Raw genomic sequence first — 16,546 nt, 5'->3', positions numbered from 1 at the left:
ATCATGAAACGCGTCTACGTCGTCGGCACGGCCGACACCAAGGGCGAGGAACTCGACTTTCTCGCCGGCCTCGTCGCCGCACGCGGCGCTGCGGTCGCCCGCGTCGACGTCGGCACGCGCGCGCCGGCGGACGGCTTCGACGTCGGCGCAGCCGAGGTCGCGGCTTTCCATCCCGAGGGCGCGGGCGCCGTGCTCGGTCTCGACGACAGGGGCCGCGCCGTCGAAGCGATGGGAACGGCGCTGGCGGCATTCCTCGGCTCCCGCCACGACATCGGCGGCGTCGTCGGCATTGGCGGCGGCGGCGGCACGTCGATCGTCACCACCGGCATGCGCGCGCTGCCCTACGGATTGCCCAAGCTGATGGTCTCGACGCTGGCCTCCGGCGACGTCGCACCCTATGTCGACATCTCCGACATCGTCATGATGCCGTCCGTCACCGACATGGCCGGCCTCAACCGGCTGAGCCGGACGATCCTCGCCAATGCGGCCGAGGCCATCGCCGGAATGGTGCTGCACCCCGCCGCCGCGGTTCAGGACGGGCTGCCGGCGATCGGGCTCACCATGTTCGGCGTGACCACGCCTGCCGTGACGGCGATCGTCGAGCGGCTGCGCGACCGCTACGACTGCATGGTCTTCCACGCCACCGGAACCGGCGGTCGCACCATGGAAAAACTCGCCGACAGCGGCATGCTGACCGGCTTTCTCGACATCACCACGACCGAGATCTGCGACCTCCTCTGCGGCGGCGTGCTGCCTGCCACCGAGGACCGCCTGGGCGCGGTCGCCCGCACGCGCCTGCCCTGGGTCGGCTCGGTCGGGGCTCTCGACATGGTGAACTTCTGGGCGGTCGACACCGTGCCCGCGCACTACGCCCGCCGCACGCTCTACCGCCACAATCCCAACGTCACGCTGATGCGCACCACCGCGGACGAGGGGCGCGCCATCGGCGCCTGGCTCGCCGGGCGCCTGAACCGTTGCGAAGGTCCGGTGCGGCTGCTGATCCCGGAAAAGGGCGTCTCCGCCCTCGACGTCGAGGGCGGCGCCTTCTTCGACCCTGAGGCCGATGCCGCGCTCTTCGACGCCATCGAGCAGACCCTGGTCCGGACGGCAGACAGGCAGATCATGCGCCTGCCGCTGCACATCAACGATCCGGCTTTCGCCAAGGCAGCCGCAGACGCCTTTCTCGACATCGCAAAGACCTGAGGGACCCATGCCCGCCATCCCGCGCAAGACGATACTGGAGAAGTTCCGGGCGATGATCGCCGAGGGCCGGCCGATTGTCGGCGGCGGGGCGGGCACCGGCCTGTCGGCCAAGGCCGAGGAGGCCGGCGGCATCGACCTGATCGTCATCTACAATTCCGGCCGCTACCGCATGGCCGGGCGCGGCTCCGCCGCAGGCCTGCTCGCCTATGGCAATGCCAACGAGATCGTCAAGGAAATGGCGGTCGAGGTCCTGCCCGTCGTCCGGCACACGCCGGTGCTGGCGGGCGTCAACGGCACCGATCCCTTCGTGCTGATGCCGCAGTTCCTGGCGGAACTGAAGCAGATGGGCTTCTCCGGCGTGCAGAATTTTCCCACCATCGGACTGTTCGACGGCATGATGCGCCAGAGCTTCGAGGAGACCGGCATGGGCTTCGGCCTCGAGGTCGACATGATCGCGGCGGCAGCCGAGCTCGATCTCCTGACCACCCCTTACGTCTTCAATCCCGACGAGGCGGTGGCGATGACGAAGGCCGGCGCCGACATCATCGTCGCCCACATGGGCGTCACGACCGGCGGCTCGATCGGCGCGACCTCGGCGAAGTCGCTCGACCAGTGCGTCGGCGAGATCGACGCCATCGCCAGCGCGGCCATGGCCGTGCGCGGCGACGTCATCGTCATCTGCCACGGCGGCCCGATCGCCATGCCCGACGATGCGCGCCACATCCTGGCGAACTGCCGCATCTGCCACGGCTTCTACGGGGCGAGCTCGATGGAGCGCCTGCCCGCCGAAGCGGCGATCCGCGACCAGACCGCGAGCTTCAAGTCGCTGCCGCTGAAACCGCGCGGCTGAGGAAACCAACAGGGAGGAGACGAACATGAAGCAGGGATCGGACGGGTACTTCGTCTATCCGAAGGACGTCGACGCCTTCGGTTTCGACTGGGGCAGGCTGGCGCTGACGGTCGCGCCGGAAGTGAACGGCGCGCAGCGCTTTTCCGGCGGGGTCGTCGACCTGCCCGCCGGCCGGGGCCATGCGCGCCACAACCACCCGGGCGCCGAGGAGATCATCTTCGTCATCTCCGGCGAGGGCGAACAGATGGTGGAGGACGAGGACGGCAATCCCGTGACCCGCAAGGTCGGCCCCGGCTGCACGGTCTACGTGCCGGAGAGCCGGTTCCATTCGACGCTCAACACCGGCGAAAGGCCGATGCAGCTCTTCGTCGTCTATTCGCCGGCCGGTCCCGAGCTCGGCCTGCGCGACCTGCCGGATTTCCGCATCATCAAGGCGGGCGGCTGAACCCTTCGTCCCGGGCGTGACCGGCGGGCGATGCTTCGCCATCGCCGGCTGCCCGGGTCCTGCGGGAAGCGGCTCAGGCCGTGCCGCCCCTGTTCCAGCCCCTGCCCCGCTCGCCGAACATCGCGTAGCCGTCGGCGGTGACCGCCAGCGTGTCTTCGAGCTTGATGAAGCCGCGCGTCGGATGCAGCATCGTCGTCTCGACCGAGAGCACCATGCCGGCTTCCAGCGGCCGGTCCGCGTCCACCCCTTCGTAGGCGACGGGGTGGTTGGTCATCAGGAACGGCACCTCGTGGCTGATCAGGCCCATGCCATGGGCGAAGAAGTCGGTGAAGGCCGCCACCTTCGAGGCCTTCAGGACCGCCTCGGCATGGGCGATCATGTCGCCGCCGCGCGTTCCGGCCGCGACTTTCGAGAAGGCGGCCTGCTGCACCGCCTCCACTTCGGCCAGCAGGTCCTCCAGCTCAGCATCCGGCTCGCCGAGGATACCCATCCGGCACAGGTCGCCGATATAGCCGTGCCAGTTGCCGCCGGAATCGATCGACAGCACCTCGCCCTTCCTCCACGCCTGGTCGGAGGCCGCGCGATTGTGGCTCGAGCCGAGCGTCAGCAGGCAGTATTCGAACTGCAGCCCGCGATTGGTCTCCTCGCGCCGCAGCCGCTCGATAATCTCGGCCTTGGTCGATCCCTCCCCTGCCCCGGCGATCGTCGCCATCATCGCGTCCGTGATCAGTTCCGAAGCCTGTTTCAGTTCGGCAAGTTCGTGCGGGGTCTTCAGCGCCCGCAGACGCTCCATCACCGCCGTTGCGTCGACCAGCGTCGCGCCCTCCAGGCCGTCGACGAGGATCTTGTGCGCGTCGGAGGGCAGGAAGGCCGGCTCGATGCCGATGCGCGCGCCTGCCTTGCCGATCTTGCGCAGGTGCTCGACCGCGCGCCTCGCCGCGTCGACCGACCCCCAGGTCTCGGGGTGGAACGCCGGCGTCCAGAACGGGTGGTTCTGGTGCTCGCCCGCCTCCATCCGGTTGGCCACGAAGGCCGCATGATCCGGCCGCCCCTTGTCGTAGACCACGATCGGCAGGTAGCGGCTGTGGCCGATCGCGTCCATCGCCGAGAAGAAGATGAAGCGGTAGCCGCCGAGCAGGTAGGCGGTGTTGTGCTTGGACGTCGCCAGCATGACATCGATGCCGGCCTCCTCCATCAGCCGGTCGAGGCGGCCGGCGTCGAAGGGAACGGCCGGGGCGGCAACCGCCGGCTGCGTGGCAATGTTCATCGTCTTCTCCTCCCGGGACCCGATCACGGCCGGAACCTCCACCCGAAAACTGGTCCGACCAGATCGGATGTTTGGAAAGACCGGCGCCTCCTGTCAAGCCGGATCAGCCGGCGTCGGCGCAAGTGTCTCGCGCCGGACGGCTGTCAGCGCCCCTGCGCGCATGCCTCGACCAGAACCGCCGTCGTACCGGTCCAGACGATCGCCACCAGCGCAAGCACGCCGGCGACCCGGGCGATGCGGTCGTAGGCCGCGCGCGCGTCCATCTCGCGCGTCAGGCCGAGGACGCGGGCGACGGCCAGAGGAAACAGCAGGAATGAGCCGACCAGCACGGCAAGCACGGCCGAGACGACGATGACCAGTCCATCGCCCAGCGCCGCCGAGCCGCCCTGGCTGCACACCAGGGTGTGGCCGGCATAGACGAGGGTGAGCTGGAGCGCCCAGGCCAGGGGTCCGAGCAGCAGATAGGTCAGCGTCCCGAGCGTCGAGGGTTCGGGACGGGGGCGCAGCAGGTTTTCCAGATCGCTCATGTCAGCCCACCATGCGCGGGAAGCCGTGGATGAGGAACAGGCCGAACAGGGCCTGGCCGGCGGCGTAGTAGTAGAGCACGGCGCCGTTGTCGAAGCTCACGCGGCGCTCGCGGTCGAGCAGCCCGGCGAAGTAGCGCGCCACCGAGAAGCCGATCATGATCAGAAGCGCGAAGGCGAGCTGTCCGTTGACGACGCTCTGCATGTAGACCATCGCGCCATAGGAATTCTCGTCCGGGCGCAGGCCCGACTGGAAATGGCTCCAGATCTCCAGTGCAACCGCGCCGGCGAGGCAGAGCGCGCCGAGCGCGTTGAACAGCGGCATGGCGGGCGAGCGTCCGCCGGGTTCGGGCAGCAGGCGCCCCGCAAGCCACATCGACCCGGTCCCCGCGATGATCAGCGCGGCGCCGCCGAGCGGCCAGGCCAGAGACGGCAGGGCCGGAGAACCGGCGGGCGCCCAGACCTCCGGCGAGACGATCCACAGATAGAGATAGGAGAAGACGTAGGCGACGTAGAGCGAGGTCGCGACCAGCACGAGAACGATCATCGCCCACCAGGAGTGCGAGCTCGGGCCGGACATGTAGGTCGGCAGCTTGAGGCCGGCGCCGATGTCCACCTTGCCCTTTGCCGGTCCGGGGTCGAGGCCCCACGTCCAGGTGAGCATCGCGCCGATGGCCACGACCGCGCAGACCACCGCGATGGTAACGGCCTTGATGGTGAGGAGCAGGAAGAAGGCTGCGGTGAAGACCGCGGCGATGAAGGGCGACCAGCCCGGGCCGGGCATCTGGATGATGTATTGCGGTTCGGCGTCGATGGCCGAGGTGACGATGGTCTCGCGCCCGCCCGTCGGCGCGTTGGGCAGGAAGTGCCGCCCCTCCTGGACCTCCCGGGGCAGGTCGGGATTGTCCCAGAGCGGCTCGCGGCTGGTGACGAGCGGCACGCTTCGCGCCGAATAGACGTCGTTGGGCAGCCACTCCAGCGTGCCCGCGCCCCAGGGATTGTCCGGCCCGCCCTCGCCTGCCCGGAAGTTGCGGAAGAGATCGAGAACGAAGATGGCCACCCCGGCGGCGAAGATGTAGGCGCCGGCCGTCGAGATCAGGTTCAGCCAGTCCCAGCCGACATCGGCCGGATAGGTCCAGACGCGCCGCGGCATGCCGCGCAGCCCCGTCAGGTGCATGGGGAAGAAGGCGACGTTGAAGCCGACGAACATCAGCCAGAACACCCAGCGGCCGAGCCGCTCCGAGAGCGGCCGCTTCGCCACCATCGGCGTCCAGTAGTAGAAGGTCGCAAACAGCGGGAAGACCATGCCGCCCACGAGCACGTAGTGGAAATGGGCGACGACGAAATAGGTGTCGTGCACCTGGAAGTCGACGGGGACGAGCGCGACCATGATGCCGGTCATGCCGCCGATCGTGAAGATGAAGAGGAAACCAAGCACGAAGAGCGACGGCGTGTTGATGCGCAGTCGCCCCTTGCTCGCGGCGATCGTGGCGATCCACGAAAACATCTGGATGCCGGACGGGATGGCGACGGCCATCGAGGCGGCCGAGAAGAAGGCCAGGCTGAGCGACGGTATGCCCGTCGTGAACATGTGATGGACCCACAGCCCGAAGGAGAAGAAGCCGGTGGCGATCAGCGCGATGACGATCAGGTTGTAGCCGACCAGCGGACGCTGGGCCATCGTCGGCACGATCATCGAGACGAGACCCGCCGCGGGCAGGAAGATGATGTAGACCTCCGGGTGGCCGAAGAACCAGAACAGGTGCTGCCACAGCAGCGGATCTCCGCCCTGGTCGGCCGTGAAAAAGGGCCAGCCGAAGGACCGCTCGATCTCCAGCAGCATGGTGCCGAGGATCACCGCCGGAAAGGCGAACATGATCATCGCCGCGAAGATCAGCATCGCCCAGGCGAAGATCGGCATCTTGGCCAGCGACATGCCGGGCGGCCGCGTCCTGAGCGCCCCGACGACGATCTCGATCGCGCCGGCGATCGCGGAAATCTCGATGAAGCCGATGCCCAGCAGCCAGAAATCGGCATTGTCGCCCGGAGAGTACTCCTTCAGCGTCAGCGGCGTATACATGAACCAGCCGCCCTTCGGGGCAAGGTCGTAGAATACGGTCGAGAAGAAGACGAGCCCGCCGACGACATAGGCCCAGATGGCGAAGGCCGACAGCCTCGGGAACGGCAGGTCGCGCGCGGCCAGCATCTGCGGCAGCAGCATGACCCCCAGCGCTTCCACAGCCGGCACGGCGAAGAGGAACATCATCGTCGTGCCGTGAACGGTGAAGACCTGGTTGTAGAGGTCCTGGCCGATGAAGTCGTTCTCCGGCATGGCGAGCTGCGTGCGCATGACCAGCGCCAGCACGCCCGCCATCAGGAAGAACAGGAAGGCGACGCCGATATAGAGCAGCCCGATGACCGTGTTGTTGACGGCCGTCAGCAGCCGGAAGCCCTTCGGCATCGCCCAGATGCGCTTCAGATCCTCCAGTTCCTGCGGATCGCGGTTGCCGGGGTTGGGCAGGTCCCTGCCGGTCGTGTCCGTCATGTGCCCGCTCGCAAGGTGTAGAGGATGGAGACGCCGCCGAGATAGAAGACGATGACGAGGATGGAATCGTAGCCCATCCGCAGAAGCGACCTGTCGCGGCGCTCGGTCATGCCGGCGAGGAAGAAGGCCGTCAGCACGACGGCCAGCAGCGCACCGAAGATGGCGAAGTCGTCCATCCGGTTCAGGACCGGCTCGGCGTCGGCGTCGAGCAGGTCGACGACGAAGACCAGCGCGACATTGATGATGTTGGTGCCCAGGATGTCGGAGATCGCCATCGTGTAGAGGCCGAGCCGGGCGGCGCTCAGCGCGGTGCTGAGTTCGGGCAGCGAGGTGGCGAAGGCGACGAGGACGAAGCCGACGAAGCTCTGTCCAAGGCCGCTCGCCTGCGCGATGGCGTCGCCGCTGCGCGCCAGGACGAAGCCTGCGACCAGGATGATGGCGGCAATGATGGCGGTTTTCACAAGCAGGCCGCGGAGGCTACCGGCCGTGTCTTCCGCCCTCTCTTCCCGTTGCCGCTGCTTGTCGATCAGATCCTCGTCGACGCGGCCGCCGGCGGCCGCCAGCCAGGGGCGCTTTCCTTGCGCCTTCGAGAGGAGCCAGACACCGGCGATATAGCCGAAGAGACACCCCCAGGCCCACAGTCCGATGCCGAAGAACGGCACGTCGCCCGCCACCATCGCCGCCGCCGCGAAGGTGATGAGGACGACGTTCAGGGTTCCCATCAGCAGCACGATCGGGTCGGGGACGACCGACGTCAGCGCATCGCGACCGATGACGAGGTCGACGATGGCGAGGAGCGCGACCTGCAGCGCGATCGACCCGAACAGATTGTTGACCGCCAGCTGCGCATCGCCGGAAAGCGAAGCCGTGGCCGTCACGCCGATCTCCGGCAGCGAGGTGATGCCGGCGAGCAGGACGATGCCGATCACCGCCTGGCCGAGACCGGTCTTGCGGCTGATCGCGTCGGCATAGCCGGTCAGCCGGGCGCCGGAGAACCAGACCGCAATCGCGGCCGCCCCGAACAGGAGGATGTTGATCCACAATCCGAGCTGGGCGAAGTCGAGCATCTCTACTCCAGGCTTTCCAGGTAGGCCGAGAGCGTGTCGAGCTCGTCCGGTTCGAGATAGCCGTACTCCGGCATCAGGTTCTCTGGCTTGATGTGATCGTTCTCGACCAGCCAGGCGGCGAAGGCGGCGCGGCTGTTGGGCAGCGCGGCCGCGGCGAGCGACAGGCGCCCGCCGACATGGGTCAGGTCCGGTCCGAGCACGCCTTCGGCGCCGGTGCCGCGGATCGTATGGCAGGCGCCGCAACCGTTCTCGAGGAAGAGCTCCCGCCCGCGCGCCTGCGCTGCGGTCTGCGGCTCTCGCGCATCGGCAGCTTCGCGCTCCAGCCAGTCGTCATACTGGTCCTGCGGCAGGGCCACGACCCAGAACGACATCAGCGCGTGCGCCCCGCCGCAATACTCCGCGCACTGGCCGCGGCTCGCACCGGGCTCCGTCGCCTCCAGGGTCAGCACGTTCGTCCGGCCGGGGATCATGTCGAGCTTGCCCGCCAGCTGCGGCGCCCAGAAGCTGTGGATGACGTTGTCGGATTCGAGCCGGATCGCAACGGCGCGGCCGACGGGAAGGCGCAGCTCGTTGGCGCTGCGGAATTCGCGGCCGTCCGGGGTCGTGTAGACCACGTCCCACCACCAGCGCTTGCCGGTGATGGTGACCCCCGGTCCCTCGGCCGTCCCGGCCCGCGTGGCGCCGGCCTGCAGCACGATCAGGCCGTAGACGAACAGCCCCGACAGGACGACGACCGGAAAGACGATGCCGCCGCCCCAGACGATCCAGCCGCCGGCGAGCCGCGCCCGCCAGGCGGGCGGGCCGAAGATCGCGATTGCCACCAGGATGGTCACGAGGCCGGTGACGGCGGCGCTGATGCCGGTCACCGTCCAGAACAGCGGATCGATCTCGGCCGCTTCCGCACCGCTCGGCGAGAGGGCGGACTGGACCCCGGCGCAGCCCGAGAGCGACAGCGCTGCCGCGAGGGGAAGGAGGTTGCGTCTCATCGCGCCGCCCCGGGAAGAGCCGGCGCCGGCCGCTGCGTGGTGGCCGGGAGCGCGGCGAGATAGGCCGCGACGTCCTTCATCATCGTGTCGTCGAGATGGTTGGCGACGTTGGCCATGATCGCCGCATAGGGCGAGGCATCGCGGACGCCTTCGCGGAAGAGTTCCAGCTGGGTGACGACGTAGGCGGAGGACAGGCCGTCGATCAGCGGAAACTGGTTCGACCGGTTCGCGCCGTGACAGGATCCGCAGGGCGCCACGCGATCCTCGGGAAGCCCGAACCGGACGATCCTGCCGCCACGTTCGGCATTTCCCACCGCCGCCGGCGCTTCCGGCACAGCCTCGCCGGCACGACCTCTCGCTGCGTCGATGCCCGCATAGTGGAGCGCCAGCGCGCGGATCGTCGCGTCATCGAGATCATGGGCCACCGGCTCCATGAACCCGCTCTGGCGGACGTCGTCGCGATACTCCGTCAGGGCGCGTTCCAGATACTCCGCCTTCTGTCCCGCCAGGGCGGGGACGAGCCCGTCGACCGGGTCGGCACCGCCCGCCCCGTGGCAGGCGTCGCATCCGGCCGTCATGGCGGTCAGCGGGCGTCCCGCGGCATCCTCGCCGCCGAGATCGAGACCGGCTGCACTGCGGCTGGCGGGCGAAGCCAGAAGCGCGTCGTACTCAGTCGGAGACATCTCAGGCAACGCTTCGAGGAAGGCGACGAGCGGCCAGACCTCCACGCTGCGTCCGGCGCCCGGCCAGGCCGGCATGCCGGTGAACTTCAACCCGTTGGCAACGATCCAATGGAGGTCCTCCGGGCTCCAGTCGTCGCGCGCGTGTGTCAGCGGCGGGGGCGCCGGATACATCCGCTGCACCACCGCGGAGCCCGCGGCAGCGGGACTGCCGTGACAGGGCGCGCAGCCGATCCGGTAGTGATTGGCGCCGAGCCGCACGAGGCCCGGATCATCGAGGGCGGGCACGTCGTCGACGCCGCTGTGGGTCTGGATGGACCGCCAGAGGCCGATCTTGATGATGCGGTTCGTGACGTCGAAATGCTGCACAGATGCCGCGACATTGTAGATGCCGGAGAACATGAAGACGAGGAATCCGGTGACCCCGGCTGCGGCAAAGACCACGAACCAGAACAGCGCTCGCTGGAAGCGGAGGTCCTTCGGAATCCACATGGTCAGGGAAGCCCTCCGGTCCAGCCGGGCCTTGCCTGGATCCGCGCCATCACGCGGGCGACGATGGCGACGGCCGCGACCAGGAAACCGAGCGCCGATATCGCCATGAAGAGCAGCCCGCCCAGGTTCTGGTCCCACTGCTCCGACGCGCCGCCTCCCGCCACCGCGACTGGTGGCCCGTAGATCGGCCGCGGCGCCAGGACGAGCAGCACGCCGAGGAGACCGAAGGCCTTCATGCCCGACAGGACCGCCGCCAGCGAGCGCCAGGGCCGGAGGTCGGCATCGGCGAGCACGGCATGCCAGAACAGGAGCGCGCAAAGCATGACCGTCGCGTACAGCGTCGCGGAAATGGATGCAGATGACAGTGCCGGACCGAGCACGGCCGGAATGTGCCAGCCCCAGACGGCGCCGACCAGGAGCAGTCCTGCACCGAAAGAACCAAGGACGGGCGCGCACGCCCGCCACAGACCGGCAGCGCGCCAGGCGAGGATTCCCAGCGGCGCCACGATGTTGGTCAGGACCGCCAGCACGACGAGGTGCGCGGTCAGCATGCAGGCTGCTCCCTCATGCGAGGCCAAACACCCCGGCGGCAGGATTGTTCCTGCTGTCTCAGCTGCTGCTGCTCGAGGTCGGCGGCCCGAGCCCGCGCGTGCGAAGCGGCGACCGCGCCCGCGGCGCGAGGGGGCGCCGATCCTGTCAGGTTCCCGGGTAGGGATTCGTCTTCAGCAACCGCGCGAGATGGGCCGCACCGGAGGCCGCCGTCTTCAGGGCTGACGCGACCGGGTCAGGGATCTGATCGAGGTCCTTGTAGTCCTTCGACTGCATCGCCTCCCCGACCCAGTAGCAGCCGGCATTGGCCGGGATGGTGAAGCCGACGTCGTCGAGCGCCTGGAAGCAGGCCGCGTGGCAGGCATGGGCGCCGTCCTCGTTGCCGACGACGGCCACCAGCGCGACCTTGCCGGTGGCCGGCATGCGCCCCTTGTCGTCGGTCTCGCCGAGGAAGGCGTCCAGGCGCTCGAGCACGCGCTTGGCGACGGACGATGGCTGGCCGAGCCAGATCGGGGTCGCCAGGATGAAGATGTCGCTCTCGACGATCTTCTCGCGCAGCCGGGGCCAGCCGTCGCCCGGCCCCATGTCCGACAGGACACCCGGCAGGATGTAGGCGTCGACCGCGCGCACCACTTCGCCCTCCACGCCAAAGGCGGCCAGTTCCGCAAACAGGTCCGCCACCATCTTGTCCGTGGAGGAATTTTCGGCGTCGGCGCCGGACTTCAGGCTGCAATTCAGTGCGAAGGCTTTGAGTGTGTCGGCCACGTGGTTTCTCCTCGGGACAGCTTCGGTGGAAAGGTGGCGCCGGACCGGTCCGGGGCGTACCGGACCCCGCCGGCATGGACAGCGGAACAGGGGCGCACCGCCGGTCGGCGGCCGGCTGCACCAGGGATTGAACAGGCGGCCCGCCGCATTGTTCCTGTGCCGGGACCGAACCATTCCGCTCCTCGCTGGTTCCCGAAGCGGGCTGCCTCAATCCGAGACCAGGTTTGGCGCGTCGATCGGCAGCCCGTCATGCCGCGCCTACAGAAACCGAACACGGGAGAAAACAATGAGATATCTGATGATGGCCGGCGCCAGCGCTCTGGCCCTGGCGTCCGGTCCGGCCATGGCGCAGGACGCCGGCGGCAAGGACGCCCGCAACGCCGCCGGCAACTTCCCCTGTCCGCATTACAACCTCGAAGAGTCGGGGCTGCGCAGTTCGGACATCAAGGAAGCGATGCGACGCGACGAAGGCACCGCGCGTGACGTTCGCCGCGACGGCCCGGCGCGTGACGCGATGGGCGATCCGCCCGCGCAGCCCGGTGCGAGCGCGGATGCCGGGGCCAGCCGGTCGCGCGACGAGACGAGCTTCAAGGAGCTCGCCGAACGGCTTCCGGTCCCCGATGTCTCCGACCGCGCGGTGGAGACGCGCCAGGACGGCGGCCGCGCGGACGACGCCTCGGCAGCGGACGGATCGGACGACCGGTCGGGACGCGACCCCGCGACTGCCTCCACCCGGGACTTCAGCGACATCATCGAGGAAGGCGACGTCGTGCCCGAAGGTATCCGCGACTGGCAGGACAAGGAAAAGTGGAAGCTCGGCGCGCAGGAGGGCCAGAAGACGCCTCGCGAGATCCGCCGGGAGGCGCGGCAGCGGGCCGAACGGAATGGCGGTGACGAGACGTCGTCCACCGGGGCGGGCAGCGACCGGATGCCGGCAGGCAGCGGGAACCGCCAGCCGTCCGCCGGGCAGTCCTCGACTTCCGCTTCTCAGCCATCGTCAAGACAGTCCTCGTCTTCCGCGACGGCGGATGCAACGCGCGAGGAGCGGCGCCGTGCACTCGCGGCGATCGCGCTGCTCAGCGCCCGCCAGGCCATACCGAGCGCACGCTTCGGAACCTACGAGTTCACGATCGACGACAATGAGCGGGTGATCGAGATATCCGGGCGCGACACCCGCTCCGGGAACCGCGTGGCCGTCGACGTCTATCCCGATGGCCGGATCCAGTCGATCGATACCGCAATCGCGCTGGACGAGGTTCCGGAATCCGTCCGCAGCACCGTCCGCGACGAGCTCGGTCGACTGCGGGTGGCGCACACGACGCGCAGCCTCCGGCGCGATCTCGACATCTATTACGAGTTCGCCGGGATCGCCGAGAGCGGTCGTGCCGTGGAGGTGCAGGTCCGCGCCGATGGCTCGGACCTGAGCGTCCGGTATCTCGACCGGAGCTGAGTCTCGCCTGTTCGAGAATGAGGAAGGGCCGGCGTCTTCGCCGGCCCTTCCTGCATGGAAAGCTGCGCCAGCCACGCGCTGGCAAAAAAAAGGGGTGCGCCGGCCTCCGGCGCACCCCGTCTCGTCAGCCGCTCCCCACGGGAGCCTTCCCTTCGGGATCAGCCGTCGTCGTTGTTCCTGCGATCCCAGAGATCGAGGTCGTTGTCGCGATTGGTCGGGCTGCGGTCGGCACCGCGATCCCATGGATCGCTGTCCATCCAGTTCCCGCGCGCGCCGCCACGGTCGCGACGCTCGGCCCTGTCACCGTCGCGGCCGCGGTCGTTGTCGCCGCGCTCACCGCGGTCGTTGTCTCCGCCGCGTCCGCGCCGCTCGTCGTCTCCGCGCTCATTGCGGTCGTTCCATCCGCCGCGCCCGCGCCGGTCGTTGTCGTCCCGGTCGCCGCCGCGCGCGTTGCGGTCGCGCCGGTCGTCATCGCCCCAGCCGCCGCGGCGTCCGTCGCGGTCACCGCGATCATCGTCGTCCCAGCGGTCGCGCCGGTCGCCGCGGTCGCGCCGGCCGTCGCGATCGCGGCGGTCATTGTCGTCCCATCGGCTGCGGTCTGCGTACCAAGGCATGCCGCGATAATGGCGGTCGGCATAGTCGCCGAAGGAGAACGACACGATCGGCAGATCGAGACGCGCGCCCCATTCGGCGACCGGCCGGGTGCGGCGGTCATAGGTGTAGTTGAGGTAATCCGAATACACCCAGCCGCGATTGCCGCGCCAGGAGACGTCGCACCAGTTCAGACCGCTTTCGCAGCCGTAGATGTCGACCGACCGGCCGTCCGGGATCGTGGTGATGACGGGATACTGCGATCCGGGACCGGCGCGCATGTTGAGGTCGGCGGTCACGCTGGCGTCCTGCGCAAGCGCCGGCACGGCGATGGAGGACAGAAGCAGTGCGGATAGAGTCGTGAACGTTCGTCTCACGGGGCTTTCTCCCTTTGTCTCGTTGTTGCGGACCCGTCCCCCAATCCCGCCTCTCCGGCGATGTTCCATGATTTCTCGGCCGGCCGGCGCGCGCACGGTCGGCAATGCGACGGCCTGCCGGTCGAACCGCCGGCGCGTGGTCGCGATTTTGACGAGGCAGTCGCCTGCGGCCGTGCCCGCCTGCCTGGGAGCCCCTGAGCCTCAGGCGGTCTCCACCGCCCGCGCCACGAGCCTGTCGACCAGCAGGTCGAGATGGCGGTCCGAGACGCCCGCGCGCGACAGATAGGAGGAAAAACCGCCGTGCCGGTCCGAGACGTGGCCGAGGAAGGCGCGCATCGTCGGCGCTTCGCTGGACAGCAGGATCGCGGCGGCGGCCTCGCTCAGGCCGCGCTTCCGGGCAGCCTCGCGCAGGCTGTCCATCAGCGGAGCGGCGGTGCTGGCGGTGAGCGCGTAGTCCTGCACGATGTCGTCGTCGGCAACGCCTGCGAGGCCGAGCAGCATCGCGGCGACGATACCGGTGCGGTCCTTGCCAGCCGTGCAGTTGAACAGGACGACGCCGCCGTCGGCTTCCGCGATCGTGGTGGCGATCCGGGCGAGCGCCGGCCCGCAGACCTCGACGGCGCTGACGTAGCGCTCGGCGAGACTGTAGGTCGGCGACGAGGACAGCAGGGTGTCGACAGGGGCGAGGCTGTCGAACAGCGGGATGTGCCGGTAGTCGACGGCGCGGTGCACGGCGAAGGCGCTCGGATGCCGCTGGAGCTCGAGATCGCTGCGCAGGTCGACGACCGTCGCGAGGCCCACATCCAGCAGCGTCCCCATGTCGGCCTCCGTCAGCCCCTGAAGGCCGTCCGCCCGCAGCACGGACCGCCAGCGCGTCGTACCGCCGCCGGCCAGCGCATAGCCGCCGAGGTCGCGGACGTTGAAGGCCCCTTCGAGGCGGATGTGACGTTCGACAGTTCCGGACATTCAACGGATCCCCGACTTCATGAAGGAGTCGACCACCTGTCGCTGCAGGACAAGGTAGAGCGCGAGGATGGGCAGGGACGCAAGCGTGGCGGCGGCCATCAGCGGTCCCCAGTCGTTGCCCTCCTGCGTCATGAAGAACTGCAGCCCGATCTGGACGACCGAATTCTCCATGCGGCGGATGAGCAGAAGCGGCCAGAAATATTCGTTCCAGGCCGAGATGAAGCACAGGATCGAGACCGAGGCCAGCGGCGCCCGCAGGTTCGGCAGCACGACCTCGGCGAGGATGCGGAAATCGCCGGCCCCGTCCATCCGCGCCGCCTCGACGACTTCGCGGGGAAAGCCGCGCATGGCGTTGTAAAGCACGAGGACGGAGAAGGCCGCCGCGGCGTTGGGGATGACCAGCCCGGCCACCGTGTCGAGCAGGCCGAGTTTGCTTGCCAGCACGTAGTTCGGGATCATCACCACCTGGAACGGCACCAGCCAGGACAGCGCGATCAGCGACCGCGCCAGCGCCCCGCCCGGAAAGCGCCAGCGCACCAGCGCCCAGGCGGCGAGCAGGCCCGTGGCGACCTGCGCCAGCGTGGTGGCGCCCGCCATGACGGCAGTGTTGCCGAGGATGCGCAGCATCGGCATCGCGGCCAGCACGTCGGCATAGTTCTTCAGCGTCGGCGCCGTGGGAAACCAGCCGCCCGAGAAGATCTCGTTCTCGGCCCGGAACGAGGTCTGGATCATCCAGTAGACCGGGAAGATCGCCAGGAACGACAGCGCGATCATGACGCCGTGGGCGGCGATGCGCCCGGCACGGGCCTTATTCGTCATAGACCGCGAACCTCTTCATGAGGGCGAGACAGCCGATCGCGATCAGCCCGAAGACGACGAAGACGAGCATGCCCGCCGCCGTGCTCCAACCGGCCGCCATGGTCTTGAAGCCGTATTCCCACATCACGTGATAGACGTTGGTGGTGGAGCGCAGCGGCCCGCCGCCGGTCAAAGCGTTGATGTAGACGAAGCTCCACTGCGCGCCGAACAGGATGGTCATCATGGTGATCAGGAGGATGGTCGGCGACATCAGCGGCAGGCGGATGTCGCGCACGATCTGCCAGGGGCTCGCCCCGTCCATGCGTGCGGCCTCGACATAGCTCGGGCTGATGGCACTGTCGGCGGCGGCAAAGAGCAGGGTGGAAAAGCCGATCAGCTTCCAGCCGGTGATCCAGACCAGCGTCCACAGCGCGACGTCGGGATCGCTGAGGAAGCCGATCTTTCCGAGCCCGAGCCCGGCGAGCCAGGCGTTGACGAGGCCGTGGTCCTCGTTGAGCAGCCAGCGCCACAGGATGGCGGCGACGATCGGCGCCACGATCATCGGCACGAAGATCAGCGCGCGGTAGAGGTTGCGCAGGCGCCCGCTCAAGCCGCCGGTGAGCAGCGCGACGGCAAGCGGGATGCCGACGGAGAGCGGCAGCAGCCCGACCGTGTAGAGAACGGTGTTGACCACAGCCTGGCGCATGTCCGGCAGGGACAGGAGGTTGCGGTAGTTGTCGAGCCCGACGAAGCGCGGGGTCGAGCGCGGCAGCATGTTCCACTGGTAGAAGGACAGCTCGAAGGCCTGCAGCAGCGGCACGTAGGTCCAGACCGCCACTACCAGCAGCGCCGGCGCGAGGTAGAGCCAGGGTTCGGCGGCCGCAAGGCGCAGCCGCGGAACGCTGCGCGGCGCGACATGGGCGCCGGTGATCGTCGCGTCGGTCATCATGATCTCCGGGAACGGTGCGCCGGGTCGGTTGCCCGCCCCGGC

General features: G+C 68.7%; 16 protein-coding genes. 4 read left to right on the top strand and 12 right to left on the bottom strand.

The annotated features are described in order from the left end of the window. Positions 1–3 precede the first annotated feature (3 nt). From N1F91_RS13065 to N1F91_RS13055, 3 genes are read left to right on the top strand one after another with little or no spacing between them, the layout of a single operon-like run. Positions 4–1,203: a Tm-1-like ATP-binding domain-containing protein gene (locus tag N1F91_RS13065; RefSeq protein ID WP_289992713.1), complete on the top strand. Its 1,200-nt coding sequence runs from the start codon at positions 4–6 to the stop codon at positions 1,201–1,203. Positions 1,204–1,210: 7 nt separating this feature from the next. Next, the gene (locus tag N1F91_RS13060; protein WP_289992712.1) at positions 1,211–2,053 is read left to right on the top strand and encodes a phosphoenolpyruvate hydrolase family protein; all 843 of its coding nucleotides are present in this window, start codon (positions 1,211–1,213) and stop codon (positions 2,051–2,053) included. Between the two features lie 25 nt (positions 2,054–2,078). Continuing rightward, positions 2,079–2,498 carry a cupin domain-containing protein gene (locus tag N1F91_RS13055; RefSeq protein ID WP_289992711.1) on the top strand — a complete coding sequence of 140 codons (420 nt, stop codon included), beginning with the start codon at positions 2,079–2,081 and terminating at the stop codon, positions 2,496–2,498. Between the two features lie 73 nt (positions 2,499–2,571). On the opposite strand, the gene N1F91_RS13050 is transcribed toward N1F91_RS13055, so the two are convergent. The 8 genes from N1F91_RS13050 to N1F91_RS13015 form a co-directional block, all read right to left on the bottom strand. Next, positions 2,572–3,765: a Xaa-Pro peptidase family protein gene (locus N1F91_RS13050; protein WP_289992709.1), complete on the bottom strand. Its 1,194-nt coding sequence runs from the start codon at positions 3,763–3,765 to the stop codon at positions 2,572–2,574. 143 nt (positions 3,766–3,908) lie between these two features. Further along, positions 3,909–4,292, bottom strand: a complete 384-nt coding sequence (locus tag N1F91_RS13045; RefSeq protein WP_289992708.1) for a hypothetical protein — start codon at positions 4,290–4,292, stop codon at positions 3,909–3,911. 1 nt (position 4,293) lies between these two features. Then, positions 4,294–6,834 (bottom strand): cytochrome c oxidase subunit I, encoded by a 2,541-nt coding sequence (ctaD, locus tag N1F91_RS13040; RefSeq protein WP_289992707.1) that lies wholly within the window; start codon positions 6,832–6,834, stop codon positions 4,294–4,296. Beyond that, positions 6,831–7,901, bottom strand: a complete 1,071-nt coding sequence (locus N1F91_RS13035; RefSeq protein WP_289992706.1) for a sodium:calcium antiporter — start codon at positions 7,899–7,901, stop codon at positions 6,831–6,833. The genes ctaD and N1F91_RS13035 overlap by 4 nt, the downstream gene beginning before the upstream one ends. Before the next feature lie 2 nt (positions 7,902–7,903). Then, the gene (locus tag N1F91_RS13030; protein WP_289992705.1) at positions 7,904–8,887 is read right to left on the bottom strand and encodes a cytochrome c oxidase subunit II; all 984 of its coding nucleotides are present in this window, start codon (positions 8,885–8,887) and stop codon (positions 7,904–7,906) included. Next, a complete protein-coding gene (locus tag N1F91_RS13025; protein WP_289992704.1) occupies positions 8,884–10,059 on the bottom strand; it encodes a c-type cytochrome in 1,176 nt (391 codons plus the stop codon). The genes N1F91_RS13030 and N1F91_RS13025 overlap by 4 nt, the downstream gene beginning before the upstream one ends. Positions 10,060–10,061: 2 nt before the next feature. Beyond that, complete coding sequence (locus N1F91_RS13020; protein ID WP_289992703.1) at positions 10,062–10,610, bottom strand: cytochrome c oxidase assembly protein; 549 nt, start codon at positions 10,608–10,610, stop codon at positions 10,062–10,064. Between the two features lie 145 nt (positions 10,611–10,755). After that, positions 10,756–11,373, bottom strand: a complete 618-nt coding sequence (locus N1F91_RS13015; protein WP_289992702.1) for an NAD(P)H-dependent oxidoreductase — start codon at positions 11,371–11,373, stop codon at positions 10,756–10,758. Positions 11,374–11,659: 286 nt separating this feature from the next. Between N1F91_RS13015 and N1F91_RS13010 the strand changes: the two genes are divergently transcribed. Further along, entirely contained in the window at positions 11,660–12,823 is a 1,164-nt protein-coding gene (locus N1F91_RS13010) for a hypothetical protein (RefSeq protein ID WP_289992701.1), read from the top strand. Between the two features lie 158 nt (positions 12,824–12,981). Here the strand turns inward: N1F91_RS13010 and N1F91_RS13005 are convergent, their stop codons facing one another. From N1F91_RS13005 to N1F91_RS12990, 4 genes are all read right to left on the bottom strand, one after another. After that, complete coding sequence (locus N1F91_RS13005; RefSeq protein WP_289992700.1) at positions 12,982–13,791, bottom strand: SH3 domain-containing protein; 810 nt, start codon at positions 13,789–13,791, stop codon at positions 12,982–12,984. A gap of 201 nt (positions 13,792–13,992) precedes the next feature. Continuing rightward, positions 13,993–14,757 (bottom strand): tyrosine-protein phosphatase, encoded by a 765-nt coding sequence (locus N1F91_RS13000; RefSeq protein ID WP_289992699.1) that lies wholly within the window; start codon positions 14,755–14,757, stop codon positions 13,993–13,995. After that, positions 14,758–15,576 (bottom strand): carbohydrate ABC transporter permease, encoded by an 819-nt coding sequence (locus N1F91_RS12995; RefSeq protein WP_289992698.1) that lies wholly within the window; start codon positions 15,574–15,576, stop codon positions 14,758–14,760. Then, positions 15,566–16,504, bottom strand: coding sequence for a sugar ABC transporter permease (locus tag N1F91_RS12990; RefSeq protein WP_289992696.1), 939 nt, complete (start codon positions 16,502–16,504; stop codon positions 15,566–15,568). Before N1F91_RS12990 ends, N1F91_RS12995 begins: the two co-directional genes overlap by 11 nt. Positions 16,505–16,546: the final 42 nt, after the last annotated feature.

The sequence above is a fragment of the Aquibium sp. ELW1220 genome (assembly GCF_030398385.1).
Lineage (GTDB): Bacteria > Pseudomonadota > Alphaproteobacteria > Rhizobiales > Rhizobiaceae > Aquibium.
This window is presented reverse-complemented; position numbering and strand designations above follow the sequence as displayed.

Coding starts and splice junctions, on each gene's coding strand:
- N1F91_RS13020 (WP_289992703.1), bottom strand. CDS start 10,610: ATGCTGACCGCGCACCTCGTCGTGCTGGCGGTCCTGACCAACATCGTG.
- N1F91_RS13065 (WP_289992713.1), top strand. CDS start 4: ATGAAACGCGTCTACGTCGTCGGCACGGCCGACACCAAGGGCGAGGAA.
- N1F91_RS12995 (WP_289992698.1), bottom strand. CDS start 15,576: ATGACGAATAAGGCCCGTGCCGGGCGCATCGCCGCCCACGGCGTCATG.
- N1F91_RS13025 (WP_289992704.1), bottom strand. CDS start 10,059: ATGTGGATTCCGAAGGACCTCCGCTTCCAGCGAGCGCTGTTCTGGTTC.
- N1F91_RS13060 (WP_289992712.1), top strand. CDS start 1,211: ATGCCCGCCATCCCGCGCAAGACGATACTGGAGAAGTTCCGGGCGATG.
- N1F91_RS12990 (WP_289992696.1), bottom strand. CDS start 16,504: ATGATGACCGACGCGACGATCACCGGCGCCCATGTCGCGCCGCGCAGC.
- N1F91_RS13000 (WP_289992699.1), bottom strand. CDS start 14,757: ATGTCCGGAACTGTCGAACGTCACATCCGCCTCGAAGGGGCCTTCAAC.
- N1F91_RS13055 (WP_289992711.1), top strand. CDS start 2,079: ATGAAGCAGGGATCGGACGGGTACTTCGTCTATCCGAAGGACGTCGAC.
- N1F91_RS13050 (WP_289992709.1), bottom strand. CDS start 3,765: ATGAACATTGCCACGCAGCCGGCGGTTGCCGCCCCGGCCGTTCCCTTC.
- N1F91_RS13030 (WP_289992705.1), bottom strand. CDS start 8,887: ATGAGACGCAACCTCCTTCCCCTCGCGGCAGCGCTGTCGCTCTCGGGC.
- N1F91_RS13045 (WP_289992708.1), bottom strand. CDS start 4,292: ATGAGCGATCTGGAAAACCTGCTGCGCCCCCGTCCCGAACCCTCGACG.
- N1F91_RS13035 (WP_289992706.1), bottom strand. CDS start 7,901: ATGCTCGACTTCGCCCAGCTCGGATTGTGGATCAACATCCTCCTGTTC.
- N1F91_RS13010 (WP_289992701.1), top strand. CDS start 11,660: ATGAGATATCTGATGATGGCCGGCGCCAGCGCTCTGGCCCTGGCGTCC.
- ctaD (WP_289992707.1), bottom strand. CDS start 6,834: ATGACGGACACGACCGGCAGGGACCTGCCCAACCCCGGCAACCGCGAT.